General features: G+C 42.6%; 24 protein-coding genes. 13 read left to right on the forward strand and 11 right to left on the reverse strand.

The window, feature by feature from the left end:
• Positions 1-10: 10 nt before the first annotated feature.
• The 11 genes from WF803_RS00505 to WF803_RS00555 all read left to right on the forward strand — a co-directional run bounded on the left by WF803_RS00505 (position 11) and on the right by WF803_RS00555 (position 9963).
• Complete coding sequence (locus tag WF803_RS00505) at positions 11-433, forward strand: ComGF family competence protein (protein ID WP_489611187.1); 423 nt, start codon at positions 11-13, stop codon at positions 431-433.
• Entirely contained in the window at positions 426-1250 is an 825-nt protein-coding gene (locus WF803_RS00510; RefSeq protein ID WP_489611188.1) for a hypothetical protein, read from the forward strand. The genes WF803_RS00505 and WF803_RS00510 overlap by 8 nt, the downstream gene beginning before the upstream one ends.
• A gap of 180 nt (positions 1251-1430) precedes the next feature.
• Complete coding sequence (locus WF803_RS00515; protein WP_489611189.1) at positions 1431-1754, forward strand: hypothetical protein; 324 nt, start codon at positions 1431-1433, stop codon at positions 1752-1754.
• Positions 1754-2758, forward strand: a complete 1005-nt coding sequence (locus tag WF803_RS00520; RefSeq protein WP_489611190.1) for a V0D/AC39 family V-type ATPase subunit — start codon at positions 1754-1756, stop codon at positions 2756-2758. The genes WF803_RS00515 and WF803_RS00520 overlap by 1 nt, the downstream gene beginning before the upstream one ends.
• Positions 2759-2780: 22 nt before the next feature.
• On the forward strand, positions 2781-4742 hold the full coding sequence (locus WF803_RS00525) for a V-type ATP synthase subunit I (RefSeq protein ID WP_489611191.1): 1962 nt from the start codon (positions 2781-2783) through the stop codon (positions 4740-4742).
• A gap of 11 nt (positions 4743-4753) precedes the next feature.
• Positions 4754-5197: an ATP synthase subunit C gene (locus WF803_RS00530; RefSeq protein WP_489611192.1), complete on the forward strand. Its 444-nt coding sequence runs from the start codon at positions 4754-4756 to the stop codon at positions 5195-5197.
• A 33-nt stretch (positions 5198-5230) separates the two neighbouring features.
• A complete protein-coding gene (locus WF803_RS00535; RefSeq protein WP_489611193.1) occupies positions 5231-5539 on the forward strand; it encodes a V-type ATP synthase subunit F in 309 nt (102 codons plus the stop codon).
• Positions 5540-5555: 16 nt separating this feature from the next.
• On the forward strand, positions 5556-6146 hold the full coding sequence (locus WF803_RS00540) for a V-type ATP synthase subunit E (RefSeq protein WP_489611194.1): 591 nt from the start codon (positions 5556-5558) through the stop codon (positions 6144-6146).
• On the forward strand, positions 6136-7896 hold the full coding sequence (locus WF803_RS00545) for a V-type ATP synthase subunit A (RefSeq protein ID WP_489611195.1): 1761 nt from the start codon (positions 6136-6138) through the stop codon (positions 7894-7896). The genes WF803_RS00540 and WF803_RS00545 overlap by 11 nt, the downstream gene beginning before the upstream one ends.
• 14 nt (positions 7897-7910) lie before the next feature.
• Positions 7911-9329 (forward strand): V-type ATP synthase subunit B, encoded by a 1419-nt coding sequence (locus WF803_RS00550; RefSeq protein ID WP_489611196.1) that lies wholly within the window; start codon positions 7911-7913, stop codon positions 9327-9329.
• On the forward strand, positions 9319-9963 hold the full coding sequence (locus WF803_RS00555) for a V-type ATP synthase subunit D (RefSeq protein WP_489611197.1): 645 nt from the start codon (positions 9319-9321) through the stop codon (positions 9961-9963). The genes WF803_RS00550 and WF803_RS00555 overlap by 11 nt, the downstream gene beginning before the upstream one ends.
• 59 nt (positions 9964-10022) lie before the next feature.
• Here WF803_RS00555 and WF803_RS00560 read toward each other — a convergent pair whose 3' ends face one another.
• Positions 10023-10628: a superoxide dismutase gene (locus WF803_RS00560; protein WP_489611198.1), complete on the reverse strand. Its 606-nt coding sequence runs from the start codon at positions 10626-10628 to the stop codon at positions 10023-10025.
• Between the two features lie 147 nt (positions 10629-10775).
• Between WF803_RS00560 and WF803_RS00565 the strand changes: the two genes are divergently transcribed.
• A complete protein-coding gene (locus WF803_RS00565; protein ID WP_489611199.1) occupies positions 10776-11672 on the forward strand; it encodes a DUF1189 family protein in 897 nt (298 codons plus the stop codon).
• Positions 11673-11687: 15 nt separating this feature from the next.
• Here the strand turns inward: WF803_RS00565 and WF803_RS00570 are convergent, their stop codons facing one another.
• The 9 genes from WF803_RS00570 to ptsP form a co-directional block, all read right to left on the reverse strand.
• Positions 11688-13025: a DEAD/DEAH box helicase gene (locus WF803_RS00570; protein ID WP_489611200.1), complete on the reverse strand. Its 1338-nt coding sequence runs from the start codon at positions 13023-13025 to the stop codon at positions 11688-11690.
• A gap of 1 nt (position 13026) precedes the next feature.
• A complete protein-coding gene (locus tag WF803_RS00575; RefSeq protein ID WP_489611201.1) occupies positions 13027-13989 on the reverse strand; it encodes a DHH family phosphoesterase in 963 nt (320 codons plus the stop codon).
• A 2-nt stretch (positions 13990-13991) separates the two neighbouring features.
• The gene (locus WF803_RS00580) at positions 13992-15338 is read right to left on the reverse strand and encodes a DRTGG domain-containing protein (protein WP_489611202.1); all 1347 of its coding nucleotides are present in this window, start codon (positions 15336-15338) and stop codon (positions 13992-13994) included.
• 13 nt (positions 15339-15351) lie between these two features.
• On the reverse strand, positions 15352-16473 hold the full coding sequence (dinB, locus tag WF803_RS00585) for a DNA polymerase IV (protein ID WP_489611203.1): 1122 nt from the start codon (positions 16471-16473) through the stop codon (positions 15352-15354).
• 1 nt (position 16474) lies between these two features.
• Complete coding sequence (locus WF803_RS00590; protein ID WP_489611204.1) at positions 16475-16894, reverse strand: metal-dependent transcriptional regulator; 420 nt, start codon at positions 16892-16894, stop codon at positions 16475-16477.
• A 103-nt stretch (positions 16895-16997) separates the two neighbouring features.
• Positions 16998-17300 (reverse strand): post-transcriptional regulator, encoded by a 303-nt coding sequence (locus WF803_RS00595; RefSeq protein WP_489611205.1) that lies wholly within the window; start codon positions 17298-17300, stop codon positions 16998-17000.
• A 5-nt stretch (positions 17301-17305) separates the two neighbouring features.
• Entirely contained in the window at positions 17306-17713 is a 408-nt protein-coding gene (gene yajC / locus WF803_RS00600) for a preprotein translocase subunit YajC (protein WP_489611206.1), read from the reverse strand.
• A 29-nt stretch (positions 17714-17742) separates the two neighbouring features.
• A complete protein-coding gene (gene tgt, locus WF803_RS00605; RefSeq protein ID WP_489611207.1) occupies positions 17743-18882 on the reverse strand; it encodes a tRNA guanosine(34) transglycosylase Tgt in 1140 nt (379 codons plus the stop codon).
• A 101-nt stretch (positions 18883-18983) separates the two neighbouring features.
• Positions 18984-20726, reverse strand: a complete 1743-nt coding sequence (ptsP, locus tag WF803_RS00610) for a phosphoenolpyruvate--protein phosphotransferase (RefSeq protein ID WP_489611208.1) — start codon at positions 20724-20726, stop codon at positions 18984-18986.
• Positions 20727-21107: 381 nt separating this feature from the next.
• Between ptsP and WF803_RS00615 the strand changes: the two genes are divergently transcribed.
• Positions 21108-21812 carry a glucosamine-6-phosphate deaminase gene (locus WF803_RS00615; protein WP_489611209.1) on the forward strand — a complete coding sequence of 235 codons (705 nt, stop codon included), beginning with the start codon at positions 21108-21110 and terminating at the stop codon, positions 21810-21812.
• A gap of 40 nt (positions 21813-21852) precedes the next feature.
• Here the strand turns inward: WF803_RS00615 and WF803_RS00620 are convergent, their stop codons facing one another.
• Positions 21853-24471 (reverse strand): ATP-dependent Clp protease ATP-binding subunit, encoded by a 2619-nt coding sequence (locus WF803_RS00620; protein ID WP_489611210.1) that lies wholly within the window; start codon positions 24469-24471, stop codon positions 21853-21855.
• Between the last annotated feature and the right edge of the window lie 53 nt (positions 24472-24524).

A 24524-nucleotide genomic window follows, 5' to 3' on the forward strand; every position in this document is an offset into this window, starting at 1 on the left:
GGGTTTTACATTGTGGGAGACGACTTGCGCTTTATTTCTATTCGTTTTACTGCAACTACTTTTACTCTTACTTGTTCGCGGTCAAATTAACTATGGCAATCAACTCAACCAGGAATATTTAGATGATTGGGGAAGCTTTGCTATTTCGCTCGCTAGGGAGGCCCAATCAGCCAAGCTCATCAGTTGTGAAACTCAAGACCTTATTATTGAAGATCACGAGGGACGACGCTTAACTTATGAATACTATGAAAATAAAGATAGTCAGATGATTCGTAAAAAAGTTCATGGTCAAGGGCATCAACCCATGCTCATGCATGTGAAACATTGGCAGTTGCTCCGAATTAATCCACATACCGTGAAATTAAAAGCCCTGTTAAATAATGGCGAAAAGCATCAACTTTATCTCATTTATCAGGAGGTTAAGCATGAATAAAAAGGGGCATATTCTTTTCACGACGATTCTCTGCCTAATGGTTAGCACCCTCCTTATTTACTTCAATTTAGAACATAGTTACTATAATCAACACAGTCTAAAAAATACAGAAAGAGCCTACCTCGCCCAAGCCCTAGCCGATATCGCCATTAAAGACGATCAGTACCGCCAGCAAATGCTATATCGGGAGCATCGAGACAAAATAAAGGCGTTAGATAATGATTATCAAAAGAAAGAAAAGGAAGTATCAGCTTCAGAGCAAAGAATTGAAGAGCTCCAAAAAGAAAAAGAAGAACTTGACAATGCCATTAAAGAGCAAGAAGCAGACCTTGAAAAAAACCAGACAGCCTGCCGTGAGATTGAGGAAGAACTTGAACAGGCAAAAAAGGAATACCAGTCAGCTAAAGAAGAGTTAATAGAAGCTTCGAGCGGGCAAATTGAAATTTTAGAAGCTTTGGCTACTATCGAAGCAGCCATCAAAGACTACGAAATTTCCCTCGAAGAAAAAAAGGAAGAAGAAGCGGAAAAAGAAGAAATGATAGAAGATTTAAAGCAGAAGCTCCAAGACCAAGAAGAGGAAATCGAAACCCATTTAGAAGACGTCGAAGCCATTAAGCGTCAATTGAAGCATGATGAAAAAAAGCGCAAATTATTGCGTGAGCAACCCCCCCAATATCCCCCACGAAATTACCAGTTTAATCAAGGAATAGTGCTTTTAGAGTCAGATGAAGAAAATGAGCGCCATTGTCAAATCACCCTAAAAAGCGATGGTTATCAGTATCAATTCTATTTTTTCCCCTCCCCATTTAAATTTTAATCAGGACAAAATCCTCAGAGCGAAGTTATATTCGCCTGAGGATTTTTATGCAAATATCGTTATTTAAAAGTTTTAATGAAAATTTTGACTATTTTTGCATGAATATCTTGCATATCATCTTCGCTTACCCAGAAGCATTTCCTATAATGAATGAACAAGGGTTAGATAGGAGGCGATATGATGGCTGATGTCATTGCACAACTTCTTACATTAGATCGTCAAGCGCAAAAGCATGCAGAAAATTTCCCTAAAAAGAAAAAACAGCTTAAAAAGCGTTACGATGAAATGAAGAAAAAAACAGAAGCAAAAAGTCGAGCGAAACTTGAAGCTGACTTGACAGAGTATCAAAATCAACTTGAAGAAAAATTAACTCATGATCAGTCGGAAGCAAGAAAGCAATACGCCGAAAAAAGGCAGCAACTTGAAGCTTTCGTCAACGAACAAAAACCCCACTATGTTCAAAACTTCATGGAAAAAGTAAAAAAACTAGGAAGTGAGTTGTAATGTCAATCTCACCGGCACTCAATGCCAAAATTAAAGCGATGACTGGAGAATTATTATCTCCAGAGCAAATTATGAATTTAGAAAATATGTCGGGGCTAGATATTGAGCGTGAAATTAAGCGGCTAAAGCCAAATCTTAATTGGCCAAAAAATCAAGCCAAGACTTCAGCCAAAGAACTTGAAAAAGTCCTACTGAATAGCGTCATCGATGATTTTTTGAAAATCTATTATTTTGCGGATATTAAATTACGTCCAGTCATTGCCATCTACGGTCTCCAATTTGAGATTCGATTCATTAAACATGCCCTCAAGGCTATTGAACAAAAAGGTCAAACTGATGTTACTGTGGGTCCACTTGCAAATTACTTAGAAACAAGTCGCCATTACCATTTGAATGAAATCATTCTGGCGACTAATTTTAATGCTTTTATTGAAGCTTTAAGAGATACACCATTTGCGAAGTTTTTTAGCCAGCATGAAAAATATTTCTCTGAGGATTCCTATGAGCAGTTCATTATTGAATCGGATCTGGATAAATTCCGAGCCGAATTGACTGTTCAAGAAGTTAAAAATTTACTTCCTCTTGATTTAGCAAAAGACCTCAATCGTTATTATGGAATGAAGTATGATTTAATTAATCTAAATACCATTTATCGATTAAAATTCTTGTTCAAGGTGACGAATGAAGAAATCGAAGCCCACCTCTTTAAGCCGGGCCGAAAATTAACTCCGGAGGTTCGTTTAAACCTGCTTGCCAGCACAAGTCCGGAAACTTACCAACGTAAGGTGGAAGAATTAGGTTACGAATCAGTTCTTAATTATGCCAAGGAATCCTTTAGCGTCTACCAGCAAGAACAATTCATTGCCAAGCAACTACGACGCTTTGCCAAGCAATTTCCTAATAGCGTGCTTAATATTTTTGCTTTTTTTAACCAAAAAGAATTGGAAGTTAGACATTTTATCCATCTCATTGAACAGACCTTAGTGAAGCCCAAACAACATTGACACAGATTAGAAAGGAGTTCTAATGATAACAAAAATGCACCTTGTCAATATCACCGGTCCACGTGATGATATTGACCGTATGGCTGACCAATACTTACGTCATTACGATGTTCATTTGATCAATGCTAGTAAAGAATTAGCAGAGATTAAAACATTAAAACAATATACAAGTCCTAATCCTTATGAGCCTTGGTTAGAACGAGTTAACGAATTATTGGAATTTGCTCCTGAGGAAATGGATCAACAAGAGGTTTCTGACGACATTGAATTGAAAGAGGCCCAAGAGCTCATTGAAAAAATTGAGCGCGATTTTGCTCCGGAGCGCGGAGAACTCAAAAACCTACGTCAAAAACGTAACGATGCCTACGCGAATTACCAACTTTATGAACCTTTTGCCAGCATTAACCACCCTATGGAAGATCTGCTGGGCATGGCTCATTTAAAAATTCGTTTTGGACGTTTCACCCCCAATAACTATCGGAAATTTGTGAAATATATTAATGAAATGGTTCCTTCTTTCTTTATCAAATCGAAGGAAACTGAAGATTATGTTTATGGGATGTATTTCACAACTCATGAAGCAAGGCAACGTGTCGATGCCCTTTATTATTCCCTTGCTTTTGAACGGCTTCGCTTGCCTGAAAATCATGGGACTTTCAAGGACATTACCCAAACCTATCTAGCAGCCTATAAAGAAAGTAAATACGAAATTGAAGAAACACAAACAAATCTCGAGAAATTGATCGCACCCTACCAGGAAAAACTACTGCAAGCCCGCTTGCGGTTCGAGGCTTTGTCTGAAGCCTATGAAGTCAGAAAATATGCGGCCATTACTCGCGATGAGTTTGCCCAAAAAGAAACACGTTACCTCTTACTGGCCTGGATGCCTCAAGACCAAGCCAAAGCCTTGGCCGAAGAATTGAAGCAAGAGCGGACGATCGCCATGTTTATTGAAGATGAAACTGATAGTAGTGATATGAACCCGCCCACGAAAATGAAAAACAATTTTTTCGTCAAACCCTTTGAATTAATTACTCGAATGTATGGTATCCCCAATTACCACGAGCTTGATCCAACAGGGTTAGTGGCACTCACTTATTCATTATTGTTTGGGGCAATGTTTGGTGATGTTGGTCACGGAATCTTTTTATTCTTAATTGGCTGCTTAGGCTTCGTTAAGAAAAAATGGAACTTACTGAAACTCTTCGTGCCTATCGGCATTTCATCGACCATTTTTGGCTTCCTATACGGGGCGATCTTCGGCTTTGAAGATGTTTTAGAACCACTGTGGTTGAATCCAACAACAGCGCTAAGTACCGTTCCTTTCTTCGGACAGTTAAACACCATTTTCCTGACCACCGTGGTGTTTGGGATGTTTATCATTCTAGTAACGATGCTGATGAATATTGGACTTCGCCTGAAGCAAGGAGAAACTTGGTCCATGATTTTAGACCGTAACGGGCTGGCTGGCTTCTTATTCTATGGCCTGCTTGTCGTCTTAATTATTCTTTATATGACCGGGCACACGATTCCTTTCTTAGGAATTATCGGCACGATCTTAGGCTTATTGCTTCTCTGCATCGCCTTTAAAGAACAAATTATGACGCATCTCATTGATAAAAAGTCTGGCAAGGAAAACCAAGATGGCCTGGCCATCACCTTGCTAGCAACTTTCTTTGAAACCTTTGAAACCATTTTGACTTACTTCTCCAATACGATCTCCTTCGTCCGGGTGGGCGCCTTTGCTGTTTCGCACGGAGCGATGATGAGTGTTGTATTGATGTTTGCACACGCCGAAGGAAACAGCTTAGCTAATATCAATTGGCTTGTCTTTATCCTCGGAAATCTATTCGTGGTCGGCTTCGAAGGCTTGATTGTCTTTATTCAAGTACTTCGTCTCGAATTTTATGAAATCTTTAGCCACTTCTACCAAGGAGATGGCATTGAATTTAAAAGTATTTGGCAATTAGTCAATAATAAATAGGAGGAATATCCATGACAATCAGTATGCTTATCAAATTAACGATCGCCCTTACCTTTGTGCTGGGCTTTATTTTCCCAGCTATTTACTTCTTCAAAGGAGAGCGCAATAAAAAACGTTACAAGAAAACACTAGCCAGCAATGTGGTGATCATTGCTGCTGGCATTTTGCTGAGCTTGATCTTAGCCTACCAACCTCAAGTAGCCCTAGCTTCTGAAACAAGTGCCGCTGCCCAAGCTGGTCTCGCAACAGGTCTAGGCTATATTGCTGCAGCCCTATCGACAGGCCTTTCCTGCGTTGGTGGGGGGATTGCGGTGGCTAGTGCAGCCAGTGCAGCTCTTGGCGCTATTAGTGAAGATGGCTCGATCTTTGGTCGTTCCCTTATCTTCGTTGGTTTAGCCGAAGGGGTAGCCCTGTACGGCTTGATCATTTCCTTCATGATTTTAGGGCAATTATAAAAGATAAACCCTGTCGTAAGGGAGGTTATAGTGATGAAGCAATATGTGCTTGCCGATGATTACGCCGCTCTAACAGGCATGCGCTTAATAGGCGTTGATGGGACTTTTATCAATGAAGAGCACCCTTTTCTACCTGAATTTAGGCGACTCATTCAAGAAGATGATCTTGCTATTCTCTATATCGCTGAAAACTTAAGTCAGAAATACCAAGATGAGATCAACAATGTGCGTTTTTCCCAGGACAAGCCTCTCATCTCAACATTAAAAAGGCAGGAAGATTGTGGAAAAATTGATGATGCCCTCGCTAAAACCATTCAACATGCGATTGGTATGTCCATCTAATTAAGGGGGGATACTGTTGGACGAACAAGAGAAGTTAGCCTACTTTGAGCGTACCATTCAAAAAGAAGCTAAAACAGAAACGGATGAACGTTTGAAACAATATGAAAATAATTTAAAAGCAGACTTTGAAACTTATCAAAAACAAATTGAAGAAAAATATCATAATCGCTTTCTTGATCAGCAAAAAAACCTCATCCAAGAGTTCAATAAGGAATTATCAGAAAGTCAAATTCACCAGCAACGTGATGTCTATCTGAGCAAGCAAGAAATCAAGGAAAAAATTTTTAAGGAATTTCGCCAAGCCATTGAAAGTTATAAAACAGAAGCGGCTTATGCGAAGCAGTTAGAACGTATGGCGGAAACAATTCTGGACTATGCCAATGGAGAAACTTGTGACTTGTATATCGATCACACCGATCAAAACTTACAAGGCCAACTCAAGGAAGTTTGCCAGCATGACATTAAACTGTCGGACCGCCCATTTCTCGGTGGGATGCGTGGGGTATTGCGAAAGAGAAATATTCTAATTGATTACTCCTTTCAAACACTGCTAGAACGTGAAGCTGATGACTTTGAAATTAAGGAGGTGAAGGAACTTGACCAATAGTGTTTACAGCATTAACGGTCCAATCGTTACCATTAAAGGCCAAACTGACCTGACCATGCAAGAAATGGTTCATGTCGGTAAAGAACAATTAATTGGTGAAGTGATTCGGATTGATGAGTATCAAACAACGATTCAGGTGTATGAGGAAACAGCAGGGATCCGCCCTGGCGAACCCGTCATTGGTACCAATTTACCCATGCGTGTCACCTTAGGGCCTGGCCTGTTAAACAACATCTATGACGGGATTGAACGTCCCCTTCGTGCTATCGAAGAAGAAAGTGGCTATTACATTCGCCGCGGCATTAACGCTAAAGCTTTAGATACGGAGAAAAAATGGCCAGTTAAAATGCTGGTATCCGAAGGCCAGCAAATCACTGAAGGCGATATTATTGCAGAAATTGAAGAAACCCCTGCAATGACGCATAAAGTCCTTGTTCCCCCCCATGTCATGGGGAAAATCATCTGGGTAGCAGAATCAGGCCACTATAGCGTCGAAGAAGCCTTAGTGAAATTGGAGACCTTTGACAACAAGACCATTACCATTACCAGTTGCCAAGAATGGCCGATTCGTAATCCCCGGCCCGTTCGGCAAAGAAAAGAGGGTTCTATCCCCTTGCTGACTGGCCAAAGAATTATCGATACGGTTTTCCCGATTACGAAAGGAGGAACCGCAGCAATTCCTGGTGGTTTTGGGACCGGAAAAACGACCATGCAACACCAAATCGCTAAGTATGCAGATGCCGATGTCATTGTTTACATTGGTTGTGGCGAACGGGGAAATGAAATGACTGAGGTATTGGAAGACTTTAGTAAATTGATTGACCCTAGAACGAATGCCCCACTCATGGAACGCACTGTTCTTATTGCGAACACTTCAAACATGCCGGTAGCCGCCCGGGAAGCTTCGATTTATACAGGGCTTACGATCGCTGAATACTACCGTGATATGGGCTATGACGTTGCGATCATGGCGGACTCTACCTCACGGTGGGCAGAAGCCTTACGGGAATTATCTGGACGTTTAGAGGAAATGCCTGCTGAAGAAGGCTACCCTGCCTACTTGGCTAGTCGCATTGCAACCTTCTACGAACGCGCTGGTGATATGGAAACGTTGAATCACCAACGGGGTTCCGTCTCAATTATTGGGGCTGTTTCTCCTCAAGGAGGGGACTTCTCGGAGCCGGTCACGCAAAATACGAAGCGGTTTGTCCGCTGTTTCTGGGGCTTGGACGCTAATCTGGCCCACGCCCGCCACTATCCAGCCATTAACTGGATGAACAGTTACAGTCAATATGTCACTGACCTTAACCCTTGGTATCAAAAATTTGTCAGTGAACACTTTGTTCAAGACCGCCAAGATATGATGGCCATTTTGCTAGAAGAAGATCGTCTGAATGAAATTGTAAAATTGATTGGGAGCGATATTCTACCTGATGAGCAAAAATTAACCCTGCAAATTGCCCGTGTTTTTCGTTTAGGTTTCTTGCAGCAAAATACTTTCCATGAGATTGATGGAAATGTACCGCTGAAAAAACAAGCGGCCATGTTGCATGTCATCTTATATCTGAAATCACGTTGCGAACAATTATTAAACTGGGGTATGCCAATGGATTATCTCAACCAAGCCCAAATCTTTAATGAATTGATTAATATGCGTTACAACGTTCCTAACGATAAACCTGAAGCCTTCAATGCTTATTATGAACATATTGACGACTTCTACGACACCGCCATGGCAGAAAATGGATAAGGAGGAGATAAAGAATGCCAATCGAGTATCTAGGACTCAGTTCAATTGATGGCCCCCTCGTGGCGATCGATGGTGTTCGTGGCGCTGCCTACGGTGATATTGTTCAATTTACTGTTAACCATCAGGAAGAAAAAATTGGGCAAATTATCACCATGGAAGGGGAACGAGCCATTATCCAAGTGTTCGATGCCACAACAGCCATGTCTTTGGATAATACTCACACCATTTTTACCGGTCGTGGGATGGAAATTAGTCTCTCTCCTGCCATTTTAGGCCGAATTTTTGATGGGATTGGGCGGCCAATCGATGGTTTAGGCCCTATTCAAGGTGGGATCCATCGCGATATTAACGGAGCTCCCCTTAATCCGGTTTCTCGTTTATATCCACGTAACTATATTGAAACCGGCTTTTCTGCCATTGATGGTTTGACCACATTAATTCGTGGCCAAAAGCTACCCATCTTTTCTGGTGAAGGGATGCCTCATAACGAATTAGCCGCTCAAATTGTTAAGCAAGCCAAACTAGGCTCTGAACAAAATGAAGAATTTGCGATTGTGTTTGCTGCTATGGGCGTTAAGCATGATATTGCTAATTACTTCGAGCGTACCTTTGAAGAAAGTGGCGCCATTGAACATGTCACCATGTTTGTCAATACAGCTGATGATCCGGTAATGGAACGTTTAATCGCGCCCCGCATGGCGCTCACAACTGCGGAATATCTCGCTTATGAACAAGGTAAGCAAGTCCTTGTCATTCTTACTGATATGACCTCTTTCTGTGAAGCTTTGCGGGAAATTTCTAATGCCAAACAAGAAATCCCTTCACGTAAAGGTTACCCAGGTTATCTCTATTCCGAACTAGCAACCATTTATGAGCGTGCTGGAATTGTCGAAGGGCGTTCAGGTTCGGTTACTCAAATTCCTATTCTAACCATGCCTAACGATGATATCACCCACCCTATTCCGGACTTAACTGGTTATATTACCGAGGGCCAAGTTGTTTTGGATCGCGAACTTCACGGTAAAGGGATCTTCCCGCCGATTGCTGTGCTCCCTTCCCTCTCTCGACTCATGAAGGATGGGATTGGTGCTGGCTATACGCGGGAAGACCATGATGATATCAGTAACCAATTATTCCAAGCCTATGCTAATGCCCACGAAGCCCGTAGCTTAGCTTCGGTCATTGGGGAAGAAGAATTATCTGACATGGATAAGCGTTACCTCAATTTTGGGAAGGCTTTTGAAGAGCAATTTGTTGCGCAAAAGCCTGACGAAGAACGGATGATTGAAGAAACTCTTGATCTCGGCTGGTCCCTTCTCCGCCAATTCCCTAAAGACGAACTTAACCGCATCGATTCAAAACTCTTGGATAAGTATTATGATGCCGATCAAGAACGCTTAGACCAAGGGCAAGGTGAGGACCATGGACGTTAACGATACCCCAACGAAAGGGAATCTCATGCAGATTGAAAAAACTTTGACGCTAAGTCAAAGTGGCTACCATCTCATGGATAAAAAACGGATGATTCTTGTGAATGAGATTCACCGTTTAACAAAAAAAGCCCGTCAAGTTCAAGAAGAACTGGACGAAGCTTACCAAGAAGCTTATCGTCTATTAGATAAAGCGGCTAAAGACATTAGTCTACCCACGATTTACCATGCCGCTACCGCGGTTCCCATTGATTCTGACTTGCGACTTAAAATTCGCAGTGTCATGGGCACGGCCATTCCGGAAACCCAAAGCCGCCATAAAAAGATAGCACCGGCATATTCCTTATATGATACCAGTGTGACGGTCGACTTAGCACGCTTAGCCTTTGCTAAGGTCAACCAGCTACAAGTCGAACTGGCCGTTATTGAGAATTCAGCTTACCGTTTAGCCAGAAATATTCTTAAAACCCAAAAGCGGGTGAATGCTTTGCAAAATATTACCATTCCACAATTGCAAGTGGTTCATTCTCATATTACTCAAGCTTTGGAAGAAAAAGAACGGGAAGAGTTTACTCGCTTGAAGGTCGTTAAGCGAATTCTAAATAATAAACGCGAAGCCATGAGGGAATCTCTGTAAATTTTCAATAAAAAAGCAGTTGGCAGAACCACCAACTGCTTTTTATGTTCCCTTAAAATTTAGATTGCTTCTTCAAAACGACGGGCGACTTCCTCCCAATTAACAATCTTAAAGAAAGCAGCAATATAATCGGGACGAACATTTTTATATTTGAGGTAATAAGCATGTTCCCAAACGTCTAAACCTAAGATAGGGGTTAGACCTTCCATTAAAGGCGTATCTTGATTGGGCGTGTCCATAATCTTCAATTTACCATCATCGACAACGAGCCAAGCCCAGCCAGAACCAAAACGCCCTTTGGCTGCTGCTGTAAATTTCTCTTGGAAAGCTTCAAAGCTGCCAAAAGCATCCTTAATGGCTTCTGCTAATTTTCCTTCAGGCTCCCCGCCACCATTAGGACTTAAAACAGTCCAGAAAAGAGAGTGGTTAGCATGACCACCAACATTATTGCGGACAGGAGTTTTAAGCTCTTCAGGTAGATCAGCAAAAGCCTTCAAAATCTCTTCAGGCTTCTTGTCAGCCCAATCCGTCCCTTCTAAAGCTTTATTGGCATTGTTCACATAGGTTTGGTGGTGCTTGTCGTGATGAAGTTTCATCGTTTCTTCATCAAAATGAGGTTCAAGGGCATCATAAGCATAGGGTAATTCAGGTAGTTCAAAGCTCATTAATATCTCCTCCTTATTGTCATTATAGCGGCCTGAAAATGGGAATTGCAATTAATATGCTTACGGAAAACAAGAAAGATATTTTGCTACTAATCCCAAATCTTTGCTATACTTAAGTTAATTTATGGAAGTTAAAGGAGTTTTGTTTTGTCAGTATTAACCCTATTTCGCCAGGCGATCGTAAAAAGTAAACAGGCCCTACAAGTCATTGATTTTTCCCTTGGGAAACGGTTGAAGTATTTATTTTTACTTGCCTTCATCTTCTCCCTGCCCCTTTACCGACTCGCTTATCAGGAGCTGGATGTGCTTAGGGATAATGGGCAAAGTATTATGCAAAAAGTTCCTGATTTCCATGTGGAAAAAGGCCAACTACAGACCACTGAAGATGAAGCTTTTATGGTCAAAACGAATTACTTAATCTTCACTTTTAATCCCAATAAACAATTGGAAGATGCCGATATTCGCTCTGAGAGCGGCAACCAGCCCATTGCTATCGAACTTGGCGAAGAGGCGCTTAGCGTTAAGCTTTTCGATCAGCCCCTCAGTTTGCCTTATACAGAGCTCAGTTCTGATCGCCAGAATTTTGATCAAAAGGCCTTTAAAAAATTGCTACAGCAGTTTGTTTCTCCCCAGTGGTCCTTTTTATTCATTACCGCTGGCTTAATATTCTTATGGTCAAGTCTGCATTTGTTTATCTTGACGTGTGTTATCGGTTTAATATTAACCTTCTTCCGTTTCTCCAAAGAAGCCCACCTCACTTATGGCCAATGCTTATCCTTAGGCGTTATGGGCCTCACTCGTCCTGTGACCTTCTTTTCTGTTTTATTATTATTTGGTTTTGCGATTCCCTTTCAAACAGAATTATTGGTCATTTTTGCCCTTTTTATTATTTGGCAACTCACTCGCTTTACTAAAATTTTGAAGTTAAATGAGGATAATATCGATGAAATTTTCAAGCAAATGACGCATCGGTATCACTATCGCCGTGATGACGAGGAAAAAGAGCATAAACATAAGCAAGATACCGATCATAAAGATCAGTAACTTGCTTCCTTAAGGCTACCAGCGTTGACTGTCACGTCGCCCTTTACGACGTTGCCTTTCTTGCTGGCGCCTTTTTTCTTTGCTTTTTTGATGTTTATATTGCTTGATATGCCGACTTAACTTCTTCTTATAACCCGGCTTAACTGGTTTTTTCTGGGCTCGTTTGACCATCCCCCGAATCTGATGATCCACATTTTTTTCTACTTCCAGATGGAAAGAATACTCAGTCGGCACCAGACGGCCATTTTCAAGGCTCATGGCTTCGAAATGCAAGCCTTTTTCCTCTAAATATTGAAGTTTACTTTCTTCATCCGGAGTCAATAAGGTTAGGGCAAAACCTTGTCGACCTAAACGTCCCGTTCGCCCGAGTCGATGGATTAAGAAGGATAAATCTTCAGGAATCTCATAATTAACGACGTGGGAGACACCTTCGATATCAATTCCCCGCGCAGCTAAATCCGTAGCCACGACATATTGAAAATCGAGATTATTGATGCGACGGATGATCTGACGTCGTTTTCGACTGGGCAAGTCGCCATGCAGGCAGCAAACATTTAAGCCACGATTTTTTAATTCATGATGCAATTCTTCAACCCTTTTTATCGTATTAGCAAAAATTAAGGCTAAGTAAGGCTCTCCTAAGGTTAAGACCTCTTCCAATACAGCCAGTTTACTCTGACTTTTCACGAGCAGCAAAGCATTTTTAATATTTTTAGGCAAGACATGTTTTTCGTCTAGCAATAACCACTGGGGACGATTTAAATACTTCTCCAAGAAAGGCTGAATAGCATCAGGAATGGTCGCTGAAAAAACAGCCATTTGCAAATCTTCCGGCATGCGACTAGCAAATTGATCTACCACATCTAAAAAGCCCATATCTAAAGTCATATCAGCTTCATCGATAATAAGCAGCCTGACTCGATGAACATTCAATAGTTGTTGCTTAACAAGGTCTAATAAGCGTCCAGGTGTGCCGATAACGAGAGCGGGAGTTTGCCCCTCTAAGCGTTCAGCTTGCCGGTCTGTATCCGTGCCCCCAAAGGCGCGTTCTATCAAAAACGGCGACGGGCGTTGTTGATTGATCTTTTGTGCCACTTCATAAAGCTGACCAGCTAACTCACGACTAGGCGCTATAATAACAGCTTGCGTCTCAGCTTTATTTTCTAATTTTTCAAATAAAGGCAGCAAAAAAGCTAATGTTTTTCCAGAGCCTGTCTGACTTTGGACCACCAAACTTTCCCCATCGCGAAGAAGTGGAATCACTTCTTCTTGAACTTCGGTGGGCTGGTCAAAATTTTCCTGCTCTAAGGCCTGCTCAATAAAAGCTTTGAAATGATAGTCTTTAAATTGCATTTTACCCCTCCTTCTCACCAGCAATAAATAATTCACATAAATGATCCATTTCTTGAAGCATCTGCCTCATTTCCTCTGGTGTATAAACGGTGGCGCCACTGGCCTTAGGATGGCCTCCGCCTCGATAAGCTTGAGCTAAACCATTAATCGCGGGCCCTTGAGAGCGAAGCCGACAGCGAATACTCCCATCTTCTTGCTCGACAAAAACCACCCACGCCAAGACCCCTTCCAAGCGACCAGGATAGCCCACTAAAAAATGTGTCCGCGCCTCAGGAAGCTGATGTTCTTGTAACCAAGCTTGGTGAACCGTTAGGGAGGCGACCCAACCACTAGGGGTTCGTTCTAAATGACATAGAGCTTCTCCCAGTAATTCCATTTGCGTTGGACTTAATTCTTCCATATGATTTAAATCATCGGCTGGAAAAGAGGTATACTCAAGTAATTGGGAGGCAATGGCCAGGGTATGCGAACTGGTATTATCAAAAAGAAAGCGTCCGGTATCCCCTACCATCCCTAAGTAAAACAAGCGGGCGCTAGCTGAAGTCATTGACAGACCACTAGCCGCCTGCAAAACAGCCCCTGCCCATAATTCCGAAACTGAACTTGCCTCTTCGTGAATCCACTGCCAATCACCGTAAGGCTCAGTATTCGGATGGTGATCACACTTGGCTAAGCTTCGTCCTAAGGCATACCGATCATCATCAATTCGCGCTAGATTAGCCGTATCATTAACAATAACCAAGGCATCCTGATAGACCTCATCAGAAATCTGATCCATAGTCCCCATAAAAGCTAAACTCGGCTCATTTTTCCCAACCGCATAAATACTTTTCTCAGGGTAAGTTGCTTTTAATACTTCCTTTAAGCCCAATTGAGAGCCAATAGCATCCGGATCGGGGCGAATATGCCGATGAATAATAATAGTTTCTGCTTTTTTAATTTCTTCTAGAATTTGTGCAAGCATTGCTAATCCCTCCCAGATGTTTTCGAACTGTCGAGTGGTAACTGCACACTGACGAAAGCCTTGGCCATTAGATTTTTTCCGTGGTAAACGGCCACCTCGGTATGACCTTTATGACGACCTTGCATCAGTAAACGCGGTTCAATATCTAAGGTACTATTCAGTTGAACTAAATGTAGACTTAAAAAATTAACTGTTTCAATAATAGCCGTTTTATGATAGTGATCGGCCCAGAAGCGCTCAACTACCAGTTGAATGACCATAGCTAAAAGACTGGTCGACAAAGAACCCACTTCATTGACCATAGTCGCATCGCTTTTAAAACGATAGCGAACTTGCTCCGCTTGGGTTGGCACTAAAGATATTTTTTCATCCAAGAGACTTTCAAAGCGATCTTCCAAGGCTAAACTGTGGCGGGCATACTCAAGCGTTTTAAGCACATCACGACGGGTGACAATACCAAGCAACTTGCCCCGATCATCAACAACAGGCAATAATTCCAAACCATCCCAAACCATCATATGAGTGACACTGACAACACTCATCGACGTGCGCGCCACTAAAGGCTTTGTCGTCATGCCAACACTAATGAGGGTTTCATTGGCTAAGCCCAGGAGGTCTTTAGCGGTAACAATCCCCACTAAGCAACCCTCCTGATCCACGACGGGAAAGCGAGTGTGGGGATACTCCTTCGTGAGACGGCGGTAATCTCGCACCGTCTGTTGGTCATTGAGGTAGATCGTCTCTTCAATAGGTATAAAAATGTCCTCAACCAAAACAATATCTTGCTGGATGGAACGCTCAATCATGGCTTTATTAATAATAGTAGCCGTTGAAAAAGTATCAAAATTTACCGTCATAACCGGAATATTGCGTTCATTAGCCAAGGCAATAATAGCCGGGGTTGGCTCGAAACCGCCAGTAATAATAACGGCGCAATTATGCTGTAGGGCAATTTCTTGAATATCTTCCCGGTCCCCGACCAGCATCACGGTTTCGGGAGCCAGATATGTTAGCACCGCCTCTTCTTGCATCGCAGCAATAATAAATTTCCGTACTTGCCGGTCCAGCCCTTGCCGTCCGCCCCAAATTTTACAATTAGCCAGTTGGACAACATGGCGGATGGTCAGTTGCTTAAGGTCTTTGGAAGGATACGATTCGACACGAATAGTCCCCACTCGATCAATGGTTTTAACGAGTTGGCGATTCTCTGCTTCCTTGATGGCCCGGTAGGCTGTTCCATTGGAGACATTTAAATCCCTAGAAATGCGACGGACAGAAAGCTTGCTATCAATCGGTAAATCAGTAATATAATTTATAATTTGTTCATGTTTTGTTCTGATAAGTCTCATCCTCTCAAAGACTTTAAGTATCAAAATTTAAACGCATATTTTCCAAATAGGTCGGATTTAAGTCTAGTAAGGCTAGGCCTAGTAAGCGCACCCCTCGCTCCCTCTCTCCGACTAACTCCCATAATTCCCAAGCTAATTCATAAATCTTTTCCCAAGATGTCAGGGCAACAGGGCTTTGAACTTGCCTTGTTAGCGTCGTAAAGTCGGCATAGCGCAATTTTAAGGCTAGCCCATAGCCATCGACTTGTTTAGCTTGAGCTCTTTCACGAACTCCTTTGGCGAGGCGACCAAGCATTAAAACAATGTCCTGTTCATCCGTTAAAAAAGGAAAGAACGTGCGCTCCCGGCTTACTGATTTCACGGCGCGACTGACTTGTACGGGACGATTATCCACCCCGCGCAGCCGCTCATAAATGCCCAAACCAGCTTTTCCAAACAGTTTTAAACATTCCTCCTGGCTGAGGGCTTGTAAATCTTTCCCCGTATAAATATTCCGCTCATGTAAATGTTTAACGGTTTCTCGGCCGATACCATAAATATCTTGAACGGGAAGCTGACTTAAAAAAGCCACAGCTTCCTCGGGTGGAATACAGGCAATCCCCGCTGGCTTATTGAGATCAGAAGCACACTTGGCTAGAAATTTATTATAGGAGACACCGATACTTGCTGTTAATTGCACCTTTTCATAGATATTAAATTGGAGAAGCTGGGCAATTTGATAGGCTGAAGCTAAGCCTAATTTGTTATGCGTTACATCTAAATAGGCTTCATCAATGGAAACAGGTTCAATGATCGGGGTCAATTCTCGAAAAACTTGGCGCACTTCTTGGGAGACTTTTTTGTAATAAGGATGGCGAGCAGGAACAAAAATTCCCTGAGGACAGCGTTCATAAGCCTCCTTAGCGCTCATGGCACTATGAACACCGTATTGCCTAGCCTCATAGCTAGCAGTCGCTACCACGCCCTTGCCCCCCGTCAATTGGGGATGTTTAGCAATAATGATCGGGCGATGGCGATAAGCGGGATTGTCCCGTTGTTCAATAGAAGCGTAGAAAGCATCCATGTCGACATGTAAAATTTTCCGTTTTCCGGAAATCACAGGCTCGGGAAAGTCTAGCATGCCAATTCGCCGCATATTATTCCTCGGTCAGCTCTTCATTTTGCCTGGGGATAGTATTGCCATGAGGACACAAGCTGGGATGATTTAAATAGGCGTCTAAGCGGTTGACAAATTCATCACTCACATAATGTTCTAAAATTTCTGCTTTTTCATGCACTTCGGAAGGAGTATAGCCTAGTTTATCGCAAAGGAAAACCTCCCAAATCCGGTGGTTTCTTAAGACTCTCGTGGCATAAGCTCGGCCGGTAGGAGTCAATTTTACCCCGTAATAAGGGGTATAGTCTACGTAATTATCTTGATCTAGTTTTAAGATCATGTCAGTGACGGAAGCAGCGTTAACTTTCAATCTTTCTGCCAACTGCTTATTACTCACATATTTATCATCACGACTCAGATAGAGGATCGCTTTCATATAATCTTCGCGACTCCGTGTCATGGCTGTCATCTCCTTTTTATTTCTTTTATTATACCGAATATTTTCCTAAATTGCAGGCAGCACCGCAAATAAAAAGATGAGACGCCAACGTCTCACCTTGAAACTAAAGTAATTTTGAAAGGTCAATCTCCTGAAGTTCAGGAACATGAAGAGAAGTTGCCTCTAATTTAATAAAATCAAAATACCGGTTCACATGTAAGGCTTTAATAGCCGCTAATTTTTGTCGTAAAGATTTAGGAGCCTCTTCCTGCCATTCATATTGATAGAAAAAACGGCTGAGTTCTTCTACGCTAATCGTTTGATAGCCTTCTTGATGAAATTCTTGGACTTTTTTCTTTAGGGCACGACGAATGAAAAAGCGGCTAAAGGCTGATTCTTTAACTTGAATATCGTGCTGAATAGCCATAAGCACTATTCATCCGTATCTTCGGAGGTCGAATTTTCGACTTGCTCAGGCTGGTCAATTTCCTCTTGCTTGTGCGCTTCATGAGACGTTTCTTCTGACCCCACTGCTGCTGGCGTTCCTTGAACATTTTGTACCCGAGCAATCGCATGGCGGTCAAATTCAAGGTAAACCCCTTCACAATCTAAGGTCACTGTTTTTTTCGTATCATCAATTTCAGAAATCACCCCGTGTAAGCCCCCAATCGTAATGGCTTCACTACCAGGTTGCATTTCTTCTAACATTTCTTGGTGTTGTTGCTGGCGCTTCTTCTGCGGACGAATCAGAAAGAAATACATAACCCCCCCAACAACTAATACATAGAGAACAATCGACATCAGGCTACTTCCACCTGTTAGAATTAAATTTGCAAACATATTTTCCTCCCTTTGTCCAAATTCATACCTTAAAAATTCTTAGGTTTCCTTTCATTCAAGCCGTAAGACTCAAAGAATGCTTCTTTATATTCCAGTAAGTTTCCCTCTGCGATCGCTTGACGAATCCTAGCCATGGTCTGACAGAGGAAATGCAGATTGTGGATACTTGTCAGTCGTAAACCAAACGTTTCATCAGCCTTAAACAGATGTCGGATATAAGCCCGACTATAATTTCTACAAGCGTAGCAATCACAAGCTTCATCAATCGGACGAAAATCACGTTTAAAGGTTGCGTTTTTAACCACCAGCCGGCCTTGGCTCGTCATGCAAGTCCCGTTACGGGCAATGCGGGTAGGCAAGACACAATCAAACATGTCTACTCCTCTAAGAACCCCTTCAAACAAAGCATCAGGGCTCCCAACGCCCATCAGGTAACGAGGTTTGTTTTCCGGCATTTCCGGCGTCAAATAATCTAAGACCTCATACATCTCTTCCTTCGTTTCCCCTACCGAAAGGCCACCAATACTATATCCAGGAAAATCCAAACTGACCATATCACGCACATGATTGAGCCTTAAGTCCTTGTAACCTGCTCCCTGTAAAATTCCAAAAAGAGCCTGGTCTTCTGGGCGCCGGTGTGCCCGCAAGCCTCTTTCGGCCCAGCGCGTCGTTCGGGCAATACTTTCACGAATATAGTCATAAGAATGACCAAAATGAGGGCATTCATCGAGACTCATAATAATATCGGCGCCTAGATTATTCTCAATATGAACAGCCTTTTCCGGACTCAAAAATAGCTTCTGGCCATCCAAATGACTACGAAAATGGACACCTTCTTCGGTCAATTTTCGGCGATCACTCAAGGAAAAGACCTGAAAACCACCTGAGTCCGTCAATATCGGGTGCTTCCAATTCATGAAGGCGTGCAAGCCACCAGCTTCTTGGATCAATTCATCCCCCGGTCTGAGCCACAGATGATAAGTATTACTTAAAATAATTTCTGCGCCCATTTTTTCCAGCTCTTCAGGGGCTAAACTTTTCACCGTAGCTTGCGTTCCTACTGGCATAAAAATCGGGGTGTGCACCACACCATGGCGCGTTTTCAGTTCCCCTAAACGCGCCATGGAGCGCTTATCTTTTTTCTTCAATGTAAATTCCAAAGCTGGCATTCTCTTCACCCTTGTCTTCATAACGATATACGCTATTATTGTAACAAAGCTAAGCCCTAGCAGCAAGCAGCTCATCTGGACTTTGCGGGAATGTTTGAGACTTAAAGCCCAAGAATTTCCTGTAATTCAGGGATCTCGTCATGGATATAGTGAAGCACTTCGTCCGCCGTTTGCGCTTCGTCAATAATCTTATCGACCAAAGCAGCCATTTCCCGCGTATCTAAGGCGCGAATAATGGCCCGAGCCTGCGGCAAGCTAGTGGCACTCATGGAAAACTCATCCAAGCCCATGCCTAAAAGCAACGGTATGGCTAGCGGATCGCTCGCCATCTCCCCACACATCCCGGTCCACTTACCTTCTTGATGACTGGCCTTTACAATATGGCGAATCAGTTTTAAAAGGGCTGGATGGTAAGGTTGGTACAAATAGGAAACTTGCTGATTCATCCGGTCACAAGCCATGGTATATTGAATCAAATCATTCGTCCCGATAGAGAAGAAATCAACTTCCTTAGCAAATTGCTCGGCTAAAATAGCCGTTGCTGGGATTTCAACCATGATTCCCAAAGCAAGCTTACCAACGTCATGGCCTTCTTCTTGAACCGCGTTTTTTGCTTCCTGCATTAAAGCCTTCGCCTCTCTAAATTCTTCCACACTCGCAATCATGGGGAACATCACATTTAAAGGCCCATAAGCAGATGCCCTAGCCAAGGCACGCAACTGCGTCATAAATAATTCCCGATTCCCCAAGCATAAGCGAATAGCCCGATAGCCTAAGAAGGGGTTCATTTCACGCGGTAAATCTAAGTAAGGCAATTTTTTATCGCCACCAATATCGAGTGTCCGAATAACCACAGATTGCCCTTGTAAAGCTTGGATTACTTCCTTGTAGGCTTTAAATTGCTCTTCTTCACTGGGCATATGCTGGCTATCCATATAGAGAAATTCTGTCCGATACAAGCCGACTGCTTCCGCCCCATTTTCTTCTAAGTTAAGTAAGTCTTTGGGACTGCCAATATTGGCTGCTAAAGTGACTTCAACCCCATCCTTTGAACGTGCTGGCTCTTGGATCAAATGTTTCCATTGCTCTTGCCGCTTTTGATGGGCTTCTTTTTTAAGCTGGTATTTTTCGAGTTCACCTGAACTGGGATTGATGATCACTTCACCCTCTAAGGCATCAATGACGAGAAGATCAGCGGCTTGAACATGTTTCGTAATGTGATCCGTCCCCACAATAGCCGGAATTTCAAGGGAACGAGCCATAATAGCTGAGTGTGAGGTGCGTCCGCCCGCATTGGTGACAAAACCTTGAATGTAAGCTTTATTCAATTGAGCAGTATCAGATGGGGTCAAATCATCAGCAACTAAAATCACTTCTTCAGAAATTTCCCGTAAGTCTGGAAGCATGACCCCTAAGAGATGGGACATTAACCTTTTACTGATATCTCGAATATCACTCGCCCGCTCCTGCATATAGGCATTATCCGTCATTGCTTCAAATAGAGTGATAAATTTTTTAGCCACGGTGTCCAAGGCATACTCCGCATTAACCTGTTCATTTTTAATAAGGGCTGTAATTTCACCATTGAATTCAGGATCGTCTAGCATCTGCAAATGAGCTTGAAAAATTTCCGCATCACTCGAAGCTAATCTCCTCTTAGCATTTGCATAAATCCCCTCAACATCCTGGTAAGCTTTTTTTCTCGCTTCGTTAAAGCGGTCACATTCCTGCTCAACCCCAGTAATTTTTTCTTTTGTAAAAGTTAGTGGGGGTTCCACCAAGGGATAGGCTTTAGCAATAACAATACCTGAACTCACAGGGATCCCAGTGATCAGTGTCGACATAATGCTCCTCCTAGTCACGATCGTATTTTAAAAAGCTCACTTCCAATAGGCTAAAGTAAGCTAGCCTTTTCTATAAGTATGATGTGAAGTGGCTTGGCTACTCATAAAACGTTATCTCGATTATACAAAATATCTGGCTTTCTGGCTAGTTTTCCCATTGACCGAAGGCCGGAAAAACTGACTCAATATAAAAATACGTAAGCGAAGCAAGGCTTCAGCAATGTTTAAACTCACTTAAAGGTTATCAGGGCTGTATTGCCCCATGAGCTATGTTTGAGTTAAGATATAATTATTCAGTCAATGATCGCTTCACCTAAAATAAGCAATTGACTGATTTAAGTAAAAAATGAATATTATCACTAAGTTAAAAGGAGCTTATCCATGGAATACCATATTTTTCCAAGCAGTTTAGCAGCTTCAAAATATGCCTTCACGCAATTTGAAAAGCAGCTTAAAGAGAAAAAAAACAGTGTCTTTGGCTTAGCAACCGGTTCAAGTCCAAAAGAACTCTACCAATTACTACGTGAATCGTCCCTAGACTTCTCGCAAGCGACGAGTATTAACCTCGATGAATATTACCAACTATCGTCTGAGAACCCTTGCAGCTACCATTATTTTATGCAAGAACATCTATTTAAATATAAAAACTTTAAAGCAAGCTATATTCCCAATGGCATGGCAAACAACGTTTCAGAAGAACTTGCCCGCTACAATACCATTCTAAACCAGCACCCCATTGACCTGCAATTGCTTGGCATTGGGGTTAATGGGCACATCGGTTTTAACGAACCAGGCTCGGCAATAACCCAAGGCACTCGTCTCGTTGAACTCACGCCCTCCACCATCCAAGCCAATCAACGTTTCTTCCCTGCAGAGGAAAAACCTCCCAAACAAGCTTATAGCATGAGTATTGGTGCTATTATGTCAGCACAACAAATTATTCTATTAGCTTTTGGTGAGCATAAAGCAAAAGCCATCCAAGCTGTGATTCAAGGTCCCGTGCAAAGCGAAGCGCCAGCCAGTATCCTACAAGAACACCCTCATGCTACCTTACTCCTCGATGAGGCAGCTGCCCAACTACTTTAAACTTAAAGCCACAGCAAATTAACGCTGTGGCTTTTTTCAACTAGGCTGATAGTTCTTTAAGGACTTCAAAAGTAAAGCCTTGATCCTGAGTCAAGATAATTTGAACACGATCACCCGCTTCAATTTTACCCGCTAGGATTTCTTTTGCTAGCGGCGTTTCGATGTGGCGTATTATATAACGATTTAATGGCCGAGCCCCAAATTGAGGTTCATAGGCTTTTTTTGCAATAAAAGTTAGAATTTCGTCATCGTAGACGAGTTCGATTTGTTGCTGGCTTAAGCGTCGATTCAATAATTTTAAGGCTTTATCACAAATCCCAGCCATATCCTGGCGTGTTAGCGGCTGGAAGAGAATGGTATTATCAATTCGATTTAAAAATTCGGGCCGGAAGTAAGCTTGTAATTCTTTCTCAACGGCCTGGCGTGTCTTTTCACCTAAGGCTTTTGTTTCTTCATTGAGAGCTTCCAATAAAATGGCCGAACCGATATTACTGGTCATAATGATTAAAGTATTTTTAAAATCAATGGTCCGACCTTGACCATCTGTCAGACGCCCATCGTCTAAAATTTGCAGCAAAAGATTGAAAACATCAGGATGAGCCTTCTCAATTTCGTCAAGCAAAATGACACTGTAAGGCTGCCGCCGGACGGCTTCGGTTAATTGGCCACCCTCTTCATAGCCAATATAACCTGGAGAAGCCCCTACCAGCCGCGAAACATTAGCTTTTTCCATATATTCACTCATATCAATACGAATGATATTGTGCTCACTGTCAAACAACTGTTCAGCCAAGGCTTTCGCCAATTCTGTTTTCCCTACGCCAGTAGGACCCAGGAATAAGAAAGAACCTAAAGGACGATTAGGATTTTGAATGCCGGCTCTGGATCGTAAAACAGCATCAGTCACCGTCTCAACAGCCTCATCTTGGCCTATGACGCGTTCTTCTAAACGGTCAGCGAGGTTGAGTAATTTTTGCCGGTCGCTTTCCGCTAATTTTTGCACGGGAATCCCTGTTTGCCGCGAGATCACTTGCGCAATTTGCTCCTCTGTTACGGCCTCTTGAACAAGGTCTGAGGCTTGATCTTCCTTTTGTTCATAGGCAGCTTCTAAATGCTTTAAATCAGCCTCTAATTGTGGAATAACCCCATGCTGGAGGGTAGCGGCCTGCTCTAAATCATAGTCATTTTGCGCTTTTTCCAGCTTCCGTTTAGCCCGATCCAATTCCTCGCGTTTATCTTGAATATCCTTTAATTCTAATTTTTCGTTTTCCCATTCTAGCATTAGAGCATTCAAAGCCTCACGCACGTCAGCCAATTCCATCTGCAGGTTCGCTAAACGCTCCTTAGATATTGGATCAGTTTCTTCTTTCAGCGCTTTTTCTTCAATTTCTAATTGCAGCAATTCACGACGCTTGCGATCAATTTCAACCGGTACAGAATTCATTTCCACCCGGATTTCAGCACTGGCCTCATCCACCAAATCAATCGCCTTATCCGGTAAATAGCGGTCATTCACATAGCGATCAGACAATTTTGCAGCAGCCACTAAAGCTTGGTCATGAATTTTAACATGGTGATGATTCTCAAAACTTTCTCGGAGCCCACGCAAAATACTAATCGTTTCTTCTACAGTGGGTTCCACCACTAATACACGTTGAAAACGGCGTTCTAAGGCCTTATCTTGCTCCATATATTCACGATATTCGTCAAGTGTCGTAGCCCCAATACAGTGCAGCTCACCCCGAGCTAACATAGGTTTTAGTAAGTTACCGGCATCCATGGCCCCTTCGGATTTACCTGCGCCGACAATATTATGAATTTCATCGATAAAAAGTAAGATACTGCCTTCAGCACGCTTGACCTCATTTAAGACAGCCTTAAAGCGCTCCTCAAATTCACCACGGTATTTGGCCCCAGCAATGAGAGCCCCTAAATCAAGGGAAATGAGTTTTTTATCCTTGAGATTGCTAGGCACATCGCCGCGAACAATGCGCTGGGCCAGTCCTTCAATAATGGCCGTTTTCCCGACTCCTGGTTCCCCCAGTAAAACAGGATTATTCTTCGTCTTACGCGAAAGAATACGAATGACATTACGAATTTCTTCATTACGGCCAATAATAGGATCTAAGCCTCCCTCACGGGCCAGCTGAGTGAGATCGTGGCCATATTTTTCTAAAGCTTCATAGGTTGCTTCTGCTTCTTGGCTAGTCACAGGTTGTCCTCCTCTTAATTCTTGTATTTTGTCGGCCATTTCTTGAGCACTGACCTGCTCTTTTAGCGGGGCGAGCAAGGGTTCATTCTTCGTCTGCACTAAAGCCCACAGGAAGGTATCTACCGCTAAATACTCGTCCCCATTTTCCTTGGCCAAAGTCTCTGCGTGGCGAAAAATTTCTGCCAAAGCAGGCGCCATTTGCTGGCCATGCGTGATCCCATCGCCCTCAATGACAGGCAATTTCTGTAAAGCTTCATCAACTTTTTGCCGCCAGTCTGCGACCGAAACTTGTAAATTTTTAAAAAATCGTTCGGCAAACTCTCCTGGCTGGAGTAAGGCACTCAGCATATGCGGTAAAGCAATCATTTGGTGTTTTTGTTCGATAGCAAGCTGCTGAGCTTCTCCTAAAGTATTTTGCAGTTCATTAGTCATATTTAATAATGCCATAATTTCACATCCTTATGATGTTTTAATTTTCATGTTAAGCCCATTATAGCACT

It is taken from the genome of Aerococcus sp. BD502 (assembly GCF_057919555.1).

What these genes read in the sequence shown, in the direction of transcription:
- WF803_RS00575 (WP_489611201.1), bottom strand. Translation starts at nt 13,989, where the DNA reads ATGCTTGCACAAATTCTAGAAGAAATTAAAAAAGCAGAAACTATTATT.
- WF803_RS00570 (WP_489611200.1), bottom strand. Translation starts at nt 13,025, where the DNA reads ATGCAATTTAAAGACTATCATTTCAAAGCTTTTATTGAGCAGGCCTTA.
- WF803_RS00615 (WP_489611209.1), top strand. Translation starts at nt 21,108, where the DNA reads ATGGAATACCATATTTTTCCAAGCAGTTTAGCAGCTTCAAAATATGCC.
- WF803_RS00550 (WP_489611196.1), top strand. Translation starts at nt 7,911, where the DNA reads ATGCCAATCGAGTATCTAGGACTCAGTTCAATTGATGGCCCCCTCGTG.
- WF803_RS00595 (WP_489611205.1), bottom strand. Translation starts at nt 17,300, where the DNA reads ATGGCTATTCAGCACGATATTCAAGTTAAAGAATCAGCCTTTAGCCGC.
- WF803_RS00590 (WP_489611204.1), bottom strand. Translation starts at nt 16,894, where the DNA reads ATGACACGGAGTCGCGAAGATTATATGAAAGCGATCCTCTATCTGAGT.
- WF803_RS00525 (WP_489611191.1), top strand. Translation starts at nt 2,781, where the DNA reads ATGATAACAAAAATGCACCTTGTCAATATCACCGGTCCACGTGATGAT.
- tgt (WP_489611207.1), bottom strand. Translation starts at nt 18,882, where the DNA reads ATGCCAGCTTTGGAATTTACATTGAAGAAAAAAGATAAGCGCTCCATG.
- WF803_RS00515 (WP_489611189.1), top strand. Translation starts at nt 1,431, where the DNA reads ATGGCTGATGTCATTGCACAACTTCTTACATTAGATCGTCAAGCGCAA.
- WF803_RS00560 (WP_489611198.1), bottom strand. Translation starts at nt 10,628, where the DNA reads ATGAGCTTTGAACTACCTGAATTACCCTATGCTTATGATGCCCTTGAA.
- WF803_RS00580 (WP_489611202.1), bottom strand. Translation starts at nt 15,338, where the DNA reads ATGAGACTTATCAGAACAAAACATGAACAAATTATAAATTATATTACT.
- WF803_RS00620 (WP_489611210.1), bottom strand. Translation starts at nt 24,471, where the DNA reads ATGGCATTATTAAATATGACTAATGAACTGCAAAATACTTTAGGAGAA.
- WF803_RS00555 (WP_489611197.1), top strand. Translation starts at nt 9,319, where the DNA reads ATGGACGTTAACGATACCCCAACGAAAGGGAATCTCATGCAGATTGAA.
- ptsP (WP_489611208.1), bottom strand. Translation starts at nt 20,726, where the DNA reads ATGTCGACACTGATCACTGGGATCCCTGTGAGTTCAGGTATTGTTATT.
- WF803_RS00510 (WP_489611188.1), top strand. Translation starts at nt 426, where the DNA reads ATGAATAAAAAGGGGCATATTCTTTTCACGACGATTCTCTGCCTAATG.
- WF803_RS00535 (WP_489611193.1), top strand. Translation starts at nt 5,231, where the DNA reads ATGAAGCAATATGTGCTTGCCGATGATTACGCCGCTCTAACAGGCATG.
- dinB (WP_489611203.1), bottom strand. Translation starts at nt 16,473, where the DNA reads ATGCGGCGAATTGGCATGCTAGACTTTCCCGAGCCTGTGATTTCCGGA.
- yajC (WP_489611206.1), bottom strand. Translation starts at nt 17,713, where the DNA reads ATGTTTGCAAATTTAATTCTAACAGGTGGAAGTAGCCTGATGTCGATT.
- WF803_RS00520 (WP_489611190.1), top strand. Translation starts at nt 1,754, where the DNA reads ATGTCAATCTCACCGGCACTCAATGCCAAAATTAAAGCGATGACTGGA.
- WF803_RS00530 (WP_489611192.1), top strand. Translation starts at nt 4,754, where the DNA reads ATGACAATCAGTATGCTTATCAAATTAACGATCGCCCTTACCTTTGTG.